This window comes from Sphingobium sp. JS3065 (assembly GCF_026427355.1).
Taxonomy (GTDB): domain Bacteria; phylum Pseudomonadota; class Alphaproteobacteria; order Sphingomonadales; family Sphingomonadaceae; genus Sphingobium.
Window position 1 is genome coordinate 928,188 of sequence record NZ_CP102664.1, and the last position, 15,997, is coordinate 944,184.

Below are 15,997 nucleotides of genomic sequence, written 5' to 3' on the forward strand. Positions count from 1 at the left end.
GCTCCAGCCGCTTCCCCGCTGCCGATGCTGCCCAGCCTCAACCTTGGGGCTTTTTGTTCAAACCAACTGGCCCCATTTTAAACCGGTGCCTGGCCCGTTTTTATCCCGGCGTTGACACGGCCAGATGACGTTGATAGCAACAGTCGGAATGAGCGCCGCCGGTAGCGGGGAGACGGACGGCAACAGGAGGTTTTCCTATGTCTGCCGTATCTGCCTTTCCATCCTTCTCCCAGCCCCGAATGTCCGCGAAGACATCCGGCGTCGTCGCGTGCATCGATTGCACCGATCGCAACGCGTGGATCTATCCACACGCTCTTGCTCTGGCTTCAACGCTCGACGTTCCGGTAACGCTGCTTCAGGTCTTGGACAGAGACGCGTCGCCCGACGCACGGCCTGACCCCATCGAGTGCAATCTTCGTCGCCGCGAGGCCATGCGGGTGCTCGATCGTTGTGCTGCGACGATCGAACCGTCCTCATCTCAAACGACCATTGAGCTCGCAGAAGGACCGGCGGCGGAGGAAATCTGCCGGTACGTGCGGGAGTGTGACGAAGGGATGGTCGTGCTGGGCAGGCGCGGACGAAAGGAAGCCGGCCGCGACGGCGTCGGGGGCACAGTCCACAAGGTGCTGTCCCAGGCACCAGGCCCTGTCCTGCTTGTTCCGGTGGAAGCGCCCGTCCCGGGTTCGGCCTATCGACGGATCGTGGTGCCGCTCGATGGCTCGCGCTGGGCCGAAAGCGTGCTGCCCCTTGCGGTGCGCCTCGCGAAGGCAGCCGACGCTGAGCTGCTGCTCGTTCATGTCGTCCCCACGCCCGAAATGATCCAGGCGCGACCCCTGGAAACCGAAGACGAGACGCTGCGCGAAAACCTGATCGAACGCAACGAGCAGGCCGCGCGCAGCTATCTGGATCGGACCAGGTCCAATCTTTCGGCGATGGGCCTTCGCGCTCGCGCGATTGTCATCCGTGGCGGCGACGTTCGCGACACGCTTTGCGCGTTGATCGATCGCGAAGCGGCTGATCTCGCGGTGATGTCCGCACGCGGGCACGGGCATCAGCATGTCAGGGACGTCCCGTACGGAACGGTTGCCTCCTATCTGATGGCCCATTGCAGTGTCCCGATGCTCGTCCTGCCTTCGGCGAGTCGCAAGGCGCAAATGACTTCGCCTGCCGCCAGCCAGAGCGTGAGATTGCCAACGGCCATTCAGGTCTGATTGATGGCCGATTATGAGGAGCGCGATCCGCTCGCCGGGGCGGCGGAGGAGGTCGCCGACCGTCATCGCCTGACAGGACTGCTCGGCAAGTCGGTGCCGCTGCCCGCATGGGCGCATCTCGAGGAGATGAAGACCTGGCTGAGGCAGGCCCGACAGGCGGCCGCCAAGGCCGACAAGCGCGCAGGCGCCGCGGCTGAATGGCTGCTCGACAACGATTATCAGATACAACGCGCCATCCTGCAGATCCGCGAGGATCTTCCCGGAGAGTTCTACGCGAAACTTCCGGCGATCTCCGGGGACGGGCTCGGTCGCCCTCGCGTGCATCAGCTTGCCCATGCCTTGCTGCAGGCTTCTCACCTGCAGGTCTCGCTGAATGGCGCGGTGCTGTTCGTAGAGCAATATCAAAAGAAGATGCCGCTCAGCATCGCCGAGACCTGGGCCTTCCCGACCATGCTGCGCATAGTCTGCCTGGAATTGCTCATCGGAGGTTTCAGCCACCTCTTCCCGGAGGTCGAGCCGCCCTTTGAGATCGTCGAGACGCCCGACACGGCGATGGTTGGTTTTGACGATACGGAATGCGTCGCGCGCGCAATCGCGAACCTTGGCGTGATCGCGACGATTCAATGGAACGACTTCTTCGATCGAACGAGCCAGGTCGAAGCCATCCTCCGGCGCGACCCGGCAGGCGTCTATCCACATATGGACTTCGATACGCGCGATCGATATCGCCATGCGGTCGAGCAGCTTGCCGACCAGTCGGGACTCCCGGAATGGGATGTCGCCGAGCGTGCCTTGCGCCAGTGCTATAGCAGCGACGAAGCGCCATCGGGCCATGTAGGCTTCTGGCTCATCGATATCGGACGGCCTGCCTTTGCCGACGCGATCGATCCTCGTCCATGGACGCCGGGCTCGATATTGCGACGCGCGCTGCGTTATCCAGGCCTGCTTTATGCAGCCGCCTTGCTGCTCGCGGGCCTTGCGGGCTTTGCTCTACCCGCAGCCTATCTGGTTTCCACCGGCGCCACCGCCGGATCCTGGCTTCTAGGGATCGCGCTCACCCTGCTACCCGCATCGATCCTGAGCATCACCTTCGTCAATTGGCTCGTGACCCACATCGTTCGGCCGAACGTACTCCCCAAGCTCGATTTCAAGGACGGCATCCCCGAAAGTTCGGCGACGGCAGTCGTGATGCCTGTCTTGGTCGCGCGATTGTCGGATATCGCGCCGCTGCTTCGGCGCCTGGAGGCACACCGCCTTTCCAATCCCGATGCCGCGCTCGAATTCGTGCTGCTCAGCGATTTCGCCGATGCGTCACAGGAAAGTGTCTCGGTCGATGCCGATATCGTTCGCGCGCTGACCAGCGGGATCGAGGAACTCAACGCGCGCTTTGCCAATGCCAAGGGACATGGGCCGTTCCATTTGCTGCATCGGCCACGACGGTTCAACGCGGCCCAGGGCTGCTGGATGGGCTGGGAGCGAAAGCGCGGAAAGCTTGAGCAGTTCAACGCCTTCATCCTGAACGGAGATGCGTCCCCCTTCAATGTGACCGTCGGTAGCATCGAACGGTTGCGGCGATGCCGTTTCGTGATGACGGCCGATGCCGATACCAGGTTGTCGGCCGGCATCGTCCGGCGACTGGTGGGGACGCTATCTCATCCCCTTAACCGCGCCCACTTCAACGCTGCGACCGGCGCGGTCGAACGAGGATATACGGTTCTTCAGCCGCGCGTTGAGCTGGCGCCGGAAGCGACCGGCCAATCCTTGTTTTCGCGCCTCTATGGCGGTGACACGACCATCGATATCTATTCGCGCGCCGTATCCGACGTCTATCAGGATCTGCTCGGCACAGGCGTCTACGTGGGCAAGGGCCTCTATGATGTGGCGGCCTTTCATCGGAGCCTCGAAGGGCGCGTTCCCGAGAATACACTTCTCAGCCATGACCTGTTCGAAGGACTGCACGGGCGAGCGGCGCTGGTCAGCGATGCGATCGTTTATGAGAGCTTCCCGACCAGCTATCTCGACTTCACCTGGCGCTGGCACAGATGGGTCCGTGGGGACTGGCAGATCCTGCCATGGCTCTTTCCCTTCGTGCCCGGCGGCGATGGCCGATGGCTGCGCAACCGGCTCGGCTGGTTCGATCGGCTGAAGATATTCGACAATTTGCGGCGCAGCATAATTCCAGCGAGTATTGTGGCGCTGCTGGTGGGTGGATGGTTTCTTCTCCATGGGCAGCCCTGGGTCTGGACCTTGCTTGCCGTCATCGCGCCCGGTGCATATCTCTTTACGGACCTCGTGACCGGCCTCGCGCAGGGCCGCCGCCGCGGCGTCATGCAGAACCTGCTGCGACGTCTGGCGGATCACGCGGGTCGCTGGTTTCTCGCTATCGTCTTTCTCGTCAGTGACGCGATGATAGCGCTGCATGCCATTGCCATCACCCTATGGCGTCTCCATTCGGGCCAAAGAAAGCTCGAATGGACGTCGGCCGCCCACATGGCGACGCGCAACGCGGCGCGACATCCGCGACTGGCGGCATGGCGTGACATGGCCGCCTCTCCGGTGTTCGCGCTGATCATCGGCGCGGGTCTGTTCCTTGCGGCGCCCGCTTCCCTGCCTGTCGCGGCTCCCCTGCTGCTGCTCTGGTTCATTGCGCCTGAGATCGCGATCCGGATCAGCCGTCCGATTGAGCCGGCAAAGGACACGCTGTCCGAAAACGATCGAAAGTTCCTGAGACTGATGGCGCGGCGCACCTGGCTCTTTTTCGAGACCTTTGTGCGCCCCGAGGACAACTGGCTGCCACCCGATAACTATCAGGAGCCGCCCGACGAGGAAATCGCGCACCGAACCTCGCCGACCAACATCGGAATGATGATGGTATCGGTCCTCACTGCCTGGCGCCTCGGACATATCGGCCTCAACGAGGTTGCGACACGGCTTCACAACACGCTCGATACGTTGGATCGCCTGGACCGCTACCGCGGCCATATTCTCAACTGGTACGAGACGAGAACGCTCGCGGCCCTGGAGCCCCGATATGTTTCGACCGTCGACAGCGGAAATCTCGCGGTCAGTCTGATCACCGTCGCGCGAGCCCTTCAGGAAGCCAGAAGCTTGCCACCGGTCGCCACGGATTTGTGGCGAGGGTTTGACGACAATATCGAGTTGCTCGCCGAAGCGATTGCGACGATCGACCTCGAAGCGGCCTCCGCCGCCGGCTCGATCCTTGAGGCTATGCGGGAAACCGCCCGCAGGATTGAGGAAGGGAGGCAAGACTGGGCCGAGAGGATCGACGATCTCCTGTCGATCGATCTTCCTCGCCTGCGCGAGCAGATTACCCTGATGGCCGAAAGCGTCGGCGAGGATGAAATCGCCTCCCTGCGGAATGTCCAAGCCTGGCTGGAGCGGCTCGAACATCATCTGTCCGGCATGCGGCGAGACCTTCGGCTGTTCTCGCCCTGGTGGGAGACGCTCGCGGCGCATCCGGCAGAGTGTTCGAACGTCGCGGCAAAAGTCGCCGACCTGTTGGCGAACGACCGGCTGCCGTCCACGCACGCGGGCGCCGCGGCAGCAATTGGCGTCCTCAATGCGGCGAGAGACCAGCTACCGGCGGAAAGCCGGCAATGGGCGCACGATCTCCAGGCGGCGATCGAGGAAGGCCAGGCGGCCCGGCAAGCGCTTCATGACCGCCTCGATGACCTCTCCAGTCGCGCTAACGCCGCCGCGCACGCCATGGACTTCTCGTTCCTGTTCGATGCCGGCAGCCGGCTCTTTCATATCGGCTACAATGTGAGCGCCGATCGAATAGATCCGCACCACTACGATCTGCTCGCCAGCGAAGCACGCCTCGCCAGCTTTTTCGCCATCGCGAAGGGCGACATAGAGCCTCTGCACTGGTTCCATCTCGGGCGGCCCATCACCAAGCAGCACGCAGGCCTGGCGTTGATATCGTGGAACGGCTCGATGTTCGAATATCTGATGCCGAACATCTTCCTGCAGAGCGATCCCCAAACCCTGCTCGGAATGAGTGACCGGACCGCGATTGCTATCCAGATCGCATTCGGGCGGTCACATGATATGCCTTGGGGTATTTCGGAGTCGTCCTTCGCATCGATGGGCGAGGACCGCGTCTACCGATATCACGCATTCGGCGTCCCTGCGCTCGGCCTCCAGCGAGGTCTGGGGCGCGATCTGGTTATCAGCCCCTATGCGACGGCGCTGGCGCTGACGATCCGGCCCGCGCTGGCGACGCGCAACCTTCAAACTCTGGCGGATCTTGGCCTCATCGGCCGATACGGATTTTTCGAAGCGGTCGACTTCACGCCCGAGCGGGCGCCTGACGGTGAACGCTTTGCCGTCGTGCGCTCCTACATGGCTCATCATCATGGCATGAGCCTTGCCGCGCTCGGAAACGCGTTGTGCGATGACATGCTCGTGCGCTGGTTCCACACCGATCCTCATATCCGCACCGTCGACCTGCTCCTTAACGAAAGGATTCCATGGGAGCTGCCGCCCGAGATCGCGCGGCTTGAGGTTCGTGAGCCACAGCCGGAACCCGACGAACTGATTCCGGGCCTTTACGGCTGGGCACCCACTCGGCGCCGTGGGGAGCACGCGTGGCAGATTCTCGGCAATGGCCGGCTTTCGAGCCGCATTCGGACAGACGGTGCAGGTGGGCTGAGCTGGAACCAGCATGCCCTGACCCGTGGGGACGCAGGTTTCTGGATCTATCTGCACGACCGGGATGCAGATGTTACCTGGTCGGCAACGGGCGGCCCCTTTTCTCGACCCGAAGACGCGCCGGAGGTGATCTTCCAAGCGCATCAGGTGGAGTTCCACCAGCGCGCCCACGGCTTGTCGGTCACGACAACGATCAATGTCGCCAATGCCGACGACCTGGAGATCCGGCGTGTCGCTCTTGTCAATGATAGCGATAAGCCCCGGACCATCGAAGTCACGGGCTACGCGCAGATCGTTCTGGCTCCGGCCCAGGACGCGGCGCGCCACCCTGCCTTCAGCAAGCTGTTCGTGGGGGCGGAAGCCTTGCCTGGCAATGACGGCCTGCTTTTCACGCGGCGGCCGCGCAGTTCGGCGGAACGTCCGCCCGTCCTGCTGACCCGTGTGATCGGGGATGAAGATGGCGTTACCCTGCTCGGTCTCGAAGCCGATCGCAGCGCTTTCATCGGACGATATGGGTGCCCCAGGCGGCCCGCATTGTTGACCGGGGAACTGCCTGGTGGCCCGCTCGGCTGGACGCTTGATCCGATCTGCGCGATCAGGATGACGGTGGAACTGCCTCCGCGCGCGCGACGTGAATTCGCCTTCGTCACCATTGCGGCTGGATCCCGGCAATCGGCCCTCGAACTTGCCGAGCGCTTTACCACCCTGCCGTCACTCGACTGGGCTGTGAGCGATACGGCAAGTGCGGCGGCGCGCGAGATGCACAAGCTGGGCCTGCAGCCGCACATCGTGCCGCAGGCGCAGGCGTTGCTGTCCACTCTTCTCACCAGAGCGGCAGAGCCGGGATCGGCCGGCGCGCGCACATTTCGGCGCGGGGACCTTTGGGCGCTCGGGATATCGGGCGACCATCCTATTTTGATGCTGCGTTCCGGAACCGCGGAGCAGCAGGACCTGCTTCGACAGCTTCTCTCCTTCCACAAGCTCATGCGGCAGCGTGGTATGCCGATCGACCTGGTGGTGACGCATGAAGGAACGTCGGGCTATATCGAGCCCGTCCGCGAGCGTCTTCTGGAAGTGCTGAAGGATGCCGGGCTACAGGATCGCCTTGGCACCCATGCCGGGATACACCTCGTCGGCATCGGTCCATCCGATGGCGAGCGGGCGGCGCTTCTCGATCAGGTTGCCCGCCTCATCCTTGACGAAGCCGGCGGCAGCCTAGTCGACCAGCTTGCGCGATACGACCAGCCGCCGCATCCGGGCCCGCTGTTCGCGCCGGTCGGGGCGAACTCCGGTACAATCATGACGGCGCCCGTACCGCGCCCGGCTGATCTGCAATTCGATAATGGGTGGGGAGGCTTCGATCCGGATACGGGCGACTATACTATCTATCTGGAACCCGGTGCGCCGACCCCTGCGCCCTGGGCCAACGTCCTCGCCAACGACGGCTTCGGGACGATCGTGACCGAGGGCGGTCTGGGCTTCACCTGGGCGATAAACAGTGGTGAAAACCGTCTCACGCCGTGGTTCAACGACCCTGTCGAAGATCCTCAAGGCGAACGCCTTTATCTGCGCGATGAGGAAAACGCACGGCTCTGGACGCCGACGCCGCTTCCGGCCGGTGGAGACACGGCATGCCGCATCGATCACGGCCCCGACCGTACGTCCTGGCACCGGCATAGCGAAGGCCTTGAACAGGAGCTCTCCGTCATCGTGCCGACGCACGACACCGTGAAGCTTGTCCGGCTTCGCTTGCGTAATCAGTTGCCGCGTCCGCGCCGGATCACGGCTACCTACTATGCCGAATGGCTGATGGGCGCTGTGCAAGGAGAACAGGCGCCCCTGCGCCGCTCATTCTATGATCCGATCTCGCACGCGATTCTCGGCCAAAATCCCTGGACCGACGAATTTGCCGACCGCATCTCCTTTCTTGCTTCGACACTTCCGGTCCACACGCTCACCACCTCACGCTACGATTTTCACGGCGATGACGCCGACCCCACCAGTCCCCTCGGACTTCTGAACTGGGATCTTGGTCACCGGCAGCATGCTGCCGGTGACGACTGCTGCGCCGCCCTGCAGGTCCATCTTGATATCCCGGCTGAAGGAACCGCAGAAGTTTGCTTTGTGCTGGGGCAGGGCGACGACCTGGATCACGCGCGTGACCTTGTCCGTCGCTGGCAGGACCCATCGGCCTTCGAGACCGCGGCGCGGGAGTGTGCCGGTTTCTGGAAGGACAGGCTGGACGCGGTGCAGGTCAAGACGCCCGATCCCGCCTTTGACCTGATGGTCAACCGGTGGCTGCCGCACCAGTCGCTCAGCGCCCGCATCCGCGCTCGCGCGGGCTTTTATCAGGCGAGCGGCGCTTTCGGTTTTCGCGACCAGCTGCAGGATGTTCTGGCACAGATCCATGCCGATCCGAATGCAACACGGCAGCATATCCTTGCCGCGGCTGCCCATCAGTTCGAGGAAGGCGACGTGCTGCATTGGTGGCATCCGCCATTGGATCGCGGCGTCCGCACGCGCTGCTCGGACGATCTGGTCTGGCTACCGTACGCCGTTGCTCATTATGTTGAGGCGACCGGAGACAAAACCATCCTGAGCGAGCTGGTTCCTTTTCTGCGGGCGCCCCCGCTCACGGCCGAAGAAACCGATCGCTATGCGCGTTTCGAGGTGAGTGACTACACGCAATCCCTGTTCGTTCATTGCGAGCGCGCGCTTTCCCACGCCTACCGCCTCGGGTCTCATGGCCTCCCGCTGATTGGTGCAGGGGACTGGAATGACGGCATGGATCGCGTGGGCAACCGGGGGCATGGCGAAAGCATATGGCTCGCCTGGTTTCTCATCGCGACCATCCGAAATTTCACGCGTCATTGTGTGGATGCGGACCGGAACGAGTTCCGCGACCATTGGAACGGCCGCGCAGAGACGCTTGCGGCCGCGGTGGAACGGTCGGGGTGGGATGGCGAATGGTATTTGCGCGCATTCGACGACGACGGCCGTCCATGGGGCGCGTCGGAAGAACAGGAATGCCGCATCGATTCCATCGCGCAGTCGTGGTCCGTATTGTCGGGTGCCGGCAAGGTCGAGCGTACCCGATCGGCGCTCGCTTCGGCCAGACGATATCTGGTTCGGGATGACGACAGTCTCGTGCGTCTGCTGGATCCGCCCTTTGACCGCACGCCGCGTGAGCCGGGTTATATCAAGGCCTATCCGCCGGGAATTCGCGAGAATGGAGGCCAGTATACCCACGCGGCAAGCTGGCTCGCGCTCGCGTTCGCGCGCACGGGGGATGGTGATGGGGCCAAGGCGCTCTTCGACCGAATCAATCCTATTCAGCATGCCGCGACGGCTCGCAGCGCCGCCCATTATCGAACCGAGCCTTATGTCGTGGCGGCTGACATTGCCGGCATGGAGCCCCACCTCGGCCGAGGTGGCTGGACCTGGTACACGGGTGCCGCAGCCTGGACATGGCGGTTGGCGGTAGAGGAGATTCTTGGCGTTCGGCTCGTGGGCGGCGAACTTCAGGTGCGCCCCGTCTTGCCCAGGGACTGGGAGAGCGTCGAATTGACCCTGCGGCGAGGCCGTGGGTCTATTCATGTGACGATCGAGACGGATGATACTCTGGAGAGCGAAGAACCGGTAATCGAGGTTGAAGGGACGCTCTGGGACGCACGCGGAATCCCGTTCCCCGAGAACGATCATACGCGGATAGTCGTCGTGCGGGTTGCGCAGCGAGCCTGAAGAGCAATCCAGGACCGGGGCCAACGTGTATCCGGTGCTTTACGTAGCGCCCAGTGCTTCAGGCTCGGCTACAGGAACACTTCTCAACACCTTGTTGCCGGGGAGCGACCGATGAGCACCATTGAAGAACTTAAGGCTGATCTTGCCAAGCTCCGGGACGAAGCCAAGGTCCAGGTGCATCTGGGCGCGATGGAAGCTCGCGAGGAGTGGGACGAGCTCGAAACCAAATGGCACCATTTCGTTGCAGAAGCTCGCCTTCAGGAGAGCGGCGGTAACATCAAGGCCGCGCTCCAGGTGCTCGCTGATGAACTTCGTTCGGCTTACCTGCGTCTGAAGAAGGCGCTATAAATCTGCACCGAACCCCAAGCCGATTTCGGTACCTACTGTTCTGAAGGAATCTCCGTGACTGACACAGCCGCCATAGAAGAGCGCCTGACAGAGCGACTGTCGGAACTTCGCGCTCGGCTGACGCGAGTGAATGCGGATCTGGCTGAGCCCCTTAATGCGGACTCATCGGAACAGGCCGTCGAAGTCGAAGATGATGCGGGTCTGGAAGCCGAGGCAAGCTTGATCGTGCGGGAGGCCGCTTCGATCGATCGTGCCCTGGAGCGAATTGCGAAGGGCACCTATGGCGAATGCGTTCGTTGTGGGTCGCAGATTGCACCGGCTCGGCTGGATGCACGGCCGGAGGCAGCATTGTGCATCGATTGCGCGCGCGCCGAACAATGATCGGCATCGCGACCTCACCGGATGGAGAATCCCTTCGGCTGGGGCGACATGCGCGGCCTGCATCATTCCCCGTCACAAATGGCGAACATCCAGGACGTCCATGACTTGCGTTGCGACCGTCTTGCGGTCATCCGCCGCGTTGACGCGGTGCCAGTCGATCTCACCCAGATCATAGCGAGTCTGCAATTCGACAACGGCGCCGTTGGCGTCGGAAGCGTCATGTGTCCGGGCGGATACCCTCGCCGTCAGCATATCGGGTGATGCGTCGAGCCATATCCCATCGAACCGCACATCTCGTCGCAGTGCGACCTGATGGATCTCCGTGCGCTCTTCAGGCTTCGCATGGACAGCGTCGGCCACCACCGAATGCCCGGCGTAAAGCATGTGTCCCGCCAGCCGTCTCAGCTCTGTGTAAATCGCTGCGTTCGCGGACAGGGTATATGCGTCTTTGGGAAGCGGCGATTCTGGCGGCACGCCGGCAAGTCGCTTCCGCAGCACATCGGATCTCAGAATACGCGCGCCTGGAACCTCGCCGAGGGAATGGCCGATCAGTTTCGCTATTGTGGACTTGCCGGATCCGGAAAGCCCGCCAATGGCGACGAGCCGCGCGGGCACCGGTTCGAGCACTGCGCGCGCCAGCGTCAGATAGGCGCTGGCCTTTTGGGTCAGAGCTTCGTCTGAACCATCGCTCGCCTGTGCGGCCGATGTATGGGCGCGAATCCCGGCTCGGATCGAAAGAAACAACGGCACAAGGGCCACGCCGGCATCGTCCTGAGGGGAAATGTCCAGATAGCGATTGAACAGGGCATTCGCTTCGCAATGAAGGCCGCGGCCCCATAAATCCATGAGTAGGAACGCAAGGTCGTAAAGGACATCGCCGGTCGCAAGTTCGGGACTGAATTCCAGGCAGTCGAACAGGACGGGGCTCCCGTCGATCACGGCAATGTTACCCAGATGCAGATCGCCATGGCCATGTCTCACGCGCCCGCTTCGCGCACGTGAATCGAGCAGATCGGAGTGCTGGGCCAGCAGGGCGACTTGCCTGTCGATCAGGTCTCTCACGAGCCGAGCGGGAAGAATGTCGGGGAATCGAGCCATGCTTCGATCATTCCCGGCAATGACGGCTTCCAAACGGCTGCGCCCCGATCCGGACAGGCACGTCTCGGCGCCATCATGAAATGCCTTGATCCGGTCTGCGAGCTGCGTGATCAGCACATCGGTCAGGCCACCTTGGGTTGCCACATGATCGAGCAAGGCGTCATCGGGAAAGCGGCGCATCTCCAGAAGCCAATCGACAGGTTCTCCGTCGCCATCGAGGTTCAGGCAGCCCGCCGAATTCTTGGATACCGGGCGAACCGCCAGGTAGAGTTCCGGCGCGGTCCTGCGATTAAGCCGTAGCTCCGCTTCCAGGGCGGCGCGGCGTCTATCGGCGGTTGAAAAATCCAGATAGTCGAACTGGACGGCACGCTTGAGCTTCCATGCGCGATCGCCGACGAGGAATAGACGCGCCGCATGCGTGTCGATCCGACGCATGGGCTCTCCAGAGCCGAAGGCTCGTCCCTCGAGAAGGGTTATGACGTCGGCTTGCGGGTCTGCGTGGTGCCGAGGTCCCGTCGAAGCCTCCGGCAAACTGCTATGCCTGCCCGATTTCGATCTTCCGACTCCGCGCTGGCGCATTTTCATCCTTGGTCAGTGTGACGGTGAGGACACCATCCTTGAATGCAGCGGTGATCGCGTTCGGGTCAACGTCGCTGGGCAAGGATACCTGGCGCCGGAAGGAGCCATATCGCCGTTCGCTGAATACATAGCCCTTGTCCTTGCGTTCGGTCTCCTCCTTCTTTTCGCCGGCTATCGTCAGGAGACCGTCAGCGACGCTGATATCGATATCATCATCGGACAGGCCAGGGAGCTCGGCGGTGAGGCGATAGGCCTTGTCCTCATCGACAAGTTCAACAGCCGGAACTGGCGCGATTGAAGATCGATTGCCGACACCGAACAGACTGGCGGCGGGGCGGCCAAAATCTTCGAAGAGGCGGTCAATCTCCGTGCGAAGCCAATCAACCGGATGATCGAGAATTGGGCTGATCGGATTGGCCTTGGACGTGGTCGCTGGAACCTGATCATTCATGGCGGACCTCCTGCGAAATGAATGCTCGAGGTCCGGATTGGGCGGGGGGGGATGGCCGATGAATCAGGCCAACAGCGATCCGGCCCTCGAGCGAGGAGGAGGCTATGCGGTTGCCTGGGTGGGCTCTATCCGGAAAGTTACTGAGGGGCGTTTGGGGCGCTCACCATCTCACAATGGACCCGCGGGTCCATTGGTTCAGGTAGCAGCGCGCAAGTCGCACGGATGATGACAATCCGAAGAGCCCGGCCTAAAGAACGCCGACGGTTTGAAGCTCGTGGATGCGACGGTCTGGACATGTTTCCAGCGCTGAACTCCAAAGCAAGTAACATCATCGTTGAGATGGTTGCCAATTTTAATGGATCGCACGAGGCGCTGTTGATAGGCTTGAGACAGAAAGGGGTATCAGCGCTTGCTGCTTCCTTCTGACGACGAAGAGGCAGAGTCATCATTAAAACCGCTCCGCGATCCGGGAAATTCCTCCATTCATGGCAAGCGGGTGCCATTGCGCCACTGGTTGACCGTTCGATCCATGCCCGGCTTTTGACCGCGTCCCTTGCGGGACTGGCTATCGCCGTCATCGCGGTGGTCACACGATGGCAGCTTGGCCGGCAGATCGACGAGAGCGTTCATTATTTCGTCTCTCTCGGCGTGGCCGGTATGGTGCTCGTGGCGCTCAGGCCGGATATCGTGGTGTTGGCGGGCGTCACGCTCGTTACCCTTACGACGCTCGCAATCGTTGACGGTTGGCCGACCGTGGCAGAACAGTGGGTTGCCCTGTTCCTGTTTCTCGCCGCCATGGCTCTGCTTTGGCGGAATCACCATCGTACTCTCTCACGCGCTCGCGATCTCGCGGACGGGACGAGGATGCTGGCCGCAGAACTGAACCTGCTCATCGATGGGGCGGAAGATTATGCGATCTATATGCTCGATGCTGAAGGACGGGTCACGATCTGGAACGGGGGCGCCGAGCGTCTGAAAGGCTGGACAGAGGCCGAGATGGCCGGCCAGCTTACAGATCGGTTTTATCCGGCCGATGTCGTCGCCAGCGGCAAGCCGACGTCCTTGCTTGCCGAAGCACAACACCGTGGCAAGATCGAGATCGACGAGTGGCAGATTCGTAAGGATGGCAGTGAGTTTCTGGCTCACATTTCCATCACCGCGTTGAAAAAACCCGACGGATCGTTGGGCGGTTTCGCGACAATTGTCCACGACATCACCGACCAGCGAGCAACGCTGAGCTCTCTTCGCAACAGTGAAGCGCATCTTCGTTCGATTTTGTCGACGGTCCCCGATGCAATGATCGTCATCGATGAAGGCGGCACGATGGTGTCGTTCAGCACGGCGGCCGAGCGTTTGTTCGGTTACACTCAGGAGGAAGTCCTGGGTTCCAATGTCAGCATGTTGATGCCCTCGCCTTATCGCGAACGCCATGACGGTTTTCTCGAGCGCTATCTGCGTACAGGAGAGAGGCGCATCATCGGGATCGGACGCGTGGTTTTTGCACTGCGAAAGGATGGGACGACCTTCCCGATGGAGTTGTCGGTTGGAGAAGCGGCCGGCGAGAGCCAGCGGCTGTTCACCGGCTTCATTCGCGATCTGACGGATCGCCAAAGGACACAGGAGCGGCTAGAGCAGCTTCAATCCGAACTGATCCACGTCGCGCGCGTCAGCGCGATGGGGACGATGGCGTCGACGCTCGCCCATGAGCTGAATCAGCCGATCACCGCCGTAGCCAACTATCTCGAAGCGGTCCGGGACCTGCTCGACCAGCCAGATCCCGATGATCTGCCCGACATCCGGGAGGCGCTGACAGACGCCGCGGGGGAAGCGATGCGCGCGGGTCATATCGTGCGCCGTTTGCGTGATTTCGTTGCCAGGGGGGAGGTCGAGAAGACTGTCGAGAACTTGCCCAACCTCATTAACGAAGCGGCTGCCTTCGGCCTGATGGGCGCGGGCGAGAAATCGATCGAAACCCGCATGGACATCGATCACGAAGCTGCGACGGTCCTCGTCGATAAGGTCCAGATCCAGCAGGTCCTCGTGAACTTGATCCGCAATGCGGTCGAGGCCATGAATGCGCGCGCCAGGCCTGTGCTCACCATCCGCACCGGTCCCGACCAGGCGGGTTTTGTGCGTGTCACGGTGTCCGATACCGGCACGGGAATGGCCCCCGAGGTCGCTGCCCAGCTCTTCAAGGCCTTTGTCAGCACCAAGTCGGACGGCATGGGGTTGGGTCTCTCGATTTGTCGAACGATTGTCGAAGCCAATGGCGGGCGCATCTGGATGGAGCCTGCGGAAGGGGGCGGCACGCAATTCCATTTCACACTGGTCAGGGCAGATAGGGAGCAATCTTATGGAGGATAAGCGGATCGTCCACATCGTCGACGATGAAGATGCAATCCGTCGATCTGCCGGTTTCATGCTCAAGAAATCAGGTTTCTCGGTCGAAACCTGGTCCTCCGGTGTTGAATTTCTGAAAGACGTGAGGAACGCGGCCGAGGGCTGCATTCTCCTCGATGTGCGTATGCCTCAGATGGATGGGCTCGAAGTCCAAAAGGAATTGAACGAACGCGGTATCGCGATGCCCGTCATCATCCTGACCGGGCATGGCGATGTGTCGATCGCTGTAAGCGCGATGAAGGCCGGCGCAGTCGACTTCATCGAGAAACCGTTCGAGAAGGCGGTGTTGCTCGCGGCTATTGAAAGTGCCTTCGAACGGCTTGCCGACGTTGAAGGCAGGGCAACCCGCGCCGCCGACGCAACGATCCGCATCGCCGCTCTGTCCGGGCGCGAACAGGATGTGCTCAAGGGGCTTGCGCGAGGACTGCCAAACAAGACGATCGCTTATGATCTTGGGATTTCGCCGCGCACCGTAGAGGTGCATCGCGCCAACCTCATGACCAAGCTGGGCGTTCGCAGCCTGTCGGAGGCGCTCCGTATCGCGTTTTCCGCGGGGATCACGGGCTGAGGATCGGGACACTTACGTAGCGACCCGGGGATCGTTTCCTGACATCGTCCGAGGGACCAGCAATGCCGCTGGGCCGATGGTGTGAGATGTCAGGCGAGAATATTGCGGCCCCGTTGCGGGAACGCCCGCGTCTTCTTCTGGTCGAGGATGACGCCGGTGTTCGCCGTTCACTGCAGCTTCTCTTTCGTGCGCAGGGTTTTGACGTCCGGGCCTATGCGGCTGGTGCGGCGCTTCTGGACGATCCGTTATCGGGGGATGCCTGCTGCTTCGTTGCTGATTTTCGATTGGAGCAGAGCGATGGCATCGAGGTGCTTTGCCGCCTGCGCGAACGTGGCTGGCCGGGTCCAGCCATACTCATCACCGCGTTCCCATCGGCCGAACTGACCGAGCGTGCCTTGGCGCAGGGGTTCGCCCAGGTTCTGGAAAAGCCCCTGCGGGAACATGCGCTGACTGGCGCGCTTGCCAGGCTGACGGGCGTGGGAAAGCGCATTTGAAACGACGCTCGACCAAAAGGGAGTGCGCAGCATAACAGGAGAAACGTGTGAC

Annotated in this window: 9 protein-coding genes; 7 read left to right on the forward strand and 2 right to left on the reverse strand. The window is 61.9% G+C overall.

Going from position 1 to position 15,997, the window contains the following annotated elements:
- Nucleotides 1-197: 197 nt before the first annotated feature.
- The 4 genes from NUH86_RS04585 to NUH86_RS04600 all read left to right on the forward strand — a co-directional run bounded on the left by NUH86_RS04585 (nt 198) and on the right by NUH86_RS04600 (nt 10,355).
- Nucleotides 198-1,211, forward strand: coding sequence for a universal stress protein (locus NUH86_RS04585; RefSeq protein WP_013846856.1), 1,014 nt, complete (start codon nt 198-200; stop codon nt 1,209-1,211).
- Nucleotides 1,212-1,214: 3 nt separating this feature from the next.
- Complete coding sequence (locus NUH86_RS04590; protein ID WP_030090319.1) at nt 1,215-9,626, forward strand: GH36-type glycosyl hydrolase domain-containing protein; 8,412 nt, start codon at nt 1,215-1,217, stop codon at nt 9,624-9,626.
- Nucleotides 9,627-9,737: 111 nt separating this feature from the next.
- On the forward strand, nt 9,738-9,974 hold the full coding sequence (locus tag NUH86_RS04595; RefSeq protein ID WP_013846854.1) for a hypothetical protein: 237 nt from the start codon (nt 9,738-9,740) through the stop codon (nt 9,972-9,974).
- 54 nt (nt 9,975-10,028) lie between these two features.
- Nucleotides 10,029-10,355 carry a TraR/DksA family transcriptional regulator gene (locus NUH86_RS04600; RefSeq protein WP_013846853.1) on the forward strand — a complete coding sequence of 109 codons (327 nt, stop codon included), beginning with the start codon at nt 10,029-10,031 and terminating at the stop codon, nt 10,353-10,355.
- 72 nt (nt 10,356-10,427) lie between these two features.
- Here the strand turns inward: NUH86_RS04600 and NUH86_RS04605 are convergent, their stop codons facing one another.
- Both NUH86_RS04605 and NUH86_RS04610 read right to left on the reverse strand, forming a co-directional pair.
- The gene (locus tag NUH86_RS04605; protein WP_119034650.1) at nt 10,428-11,888 is read right to left on the reverse strand and encodes an AAA family ATPase; all 1,461 of its coding nucleotides are present in this window, start codon (nt 11,886-11,888) and stop codon (nt 10,428-10,430) included.
- 100 nt (nt 11,889-11,988) lie between these two features.
- The gene (locus tag NUH86_RS04610) at nt 11,989-12,483 is read right to left on the reverse strand and encodes an Hsp20/alpha crystallin family protein (protein ID WP_013846851.1); all 495 of its coding nucleotides are present in this window, start codon (nt 12,481-12,483) and stop codon (nt 11,989-11,991) included.
- A 540-nt stretch (nt 12,484-13,023) separates the two neighbouring features.
- Here NUH86_RS04610 and NUH86_RS04615 point away from each other — a divergent pair.
- The 3 genes from NUH86_RS04615 (at nt 13,024) to NUH86_RS04625 (ending at nt 15,945) form a co-directional block, all read left to right on the forward strand.
- The gene (locus tag NUH86_RS04615) at nt 13,024-14,847 is read left to right on the forward strand and encodes a PAS domain-containing sensor histidine kinase (protein WP_013846850.1); all 1,824 of its coding nucleotides are present in this window, start codon (nt 13,024-13,026) and stop codon (nt 14,845-14,847) included.
- Entirely contained in the window at nt 14,837-15,451 is a 615-nt protein-coding gene (locus tag NUH86_RS04620) for a response regulator transcription factor (protein ID WP_013846849.1), read from the forward strand. The genes NUH86_RS04615 and NUH86_RS04620 overlap by 11 nt, the downstream gene beginning before the upstream one ends.
- Before the next feature lie 62 nt (nt 15,452-15,513).
- The gene (locus tag NUH86_RS04625) at nt 15,514-15,945 is read left to right on the forward strand and encodes a response regulator transcription factor (RefSeq protein ID WP_013846848.1); all 432 of its coding nucleotides are present in this window, start codon (nt 15,514-15,516) and stop codon (nt 15,943-15,945) included.
- Nucleotides 15,946-15,997: the final 52 nt, after the last annotated feature.

Excerpts from the sequence above, each read along its gene's own strand:
- NUH86_RS04605 (WP_119034650.1), bottom strand. The coding sequence starts at position 11,888 with ATGCGTCGGATCGACACGCATGCGGCGCGTCTATTCCTCGTCGGCGAT.
- NUH86_RS04590 (WP_030090319.1), top strand. The coding sequence starts at position 1,215 with ATGGCCGATTATGAGGAGCGCGATCCGCTCGCCGGGGCGGCGGAGGAG.
- NUH86_RS04620 (WP_013846849.1), top strand. The coding sequence starts at position 14,837 with ATGGAGGATAAGCGGATCGTCCACATCGTCGACGATGAAGATGCAATC.
- NUH86_RS04585 (WP_013846856.1), top strand. The coding sequence starts at position 198 with ATGTCTGCCGTATCTGCCTTTCCATCCTTCTCCCAGCCCCGAATGTCC.
- NUH86_RS04610 (WP_013846851.1), bottom strand. The coding sequence starts at position 12,483 with ATGAATGATCAGGTTCCAGCGACCACGTCCAAGGCCAATCCGATCAGC.
- NUH86_RS04595 (WP_013846854.1), top strand. The coding sequence starts at position 9,738 with ATGAGCACCATTGAAGAACTTAAGGCTGATCTTGCCAAGCTCCGGGAC.
- NUH86_RS04625 (WP_013846848.1), top strand. The coding sequence starts at position 15,514 with ATGCCGCTGGGCCGATGGTGTGAGATGTCAGGCGAGAATATTGCGGCC.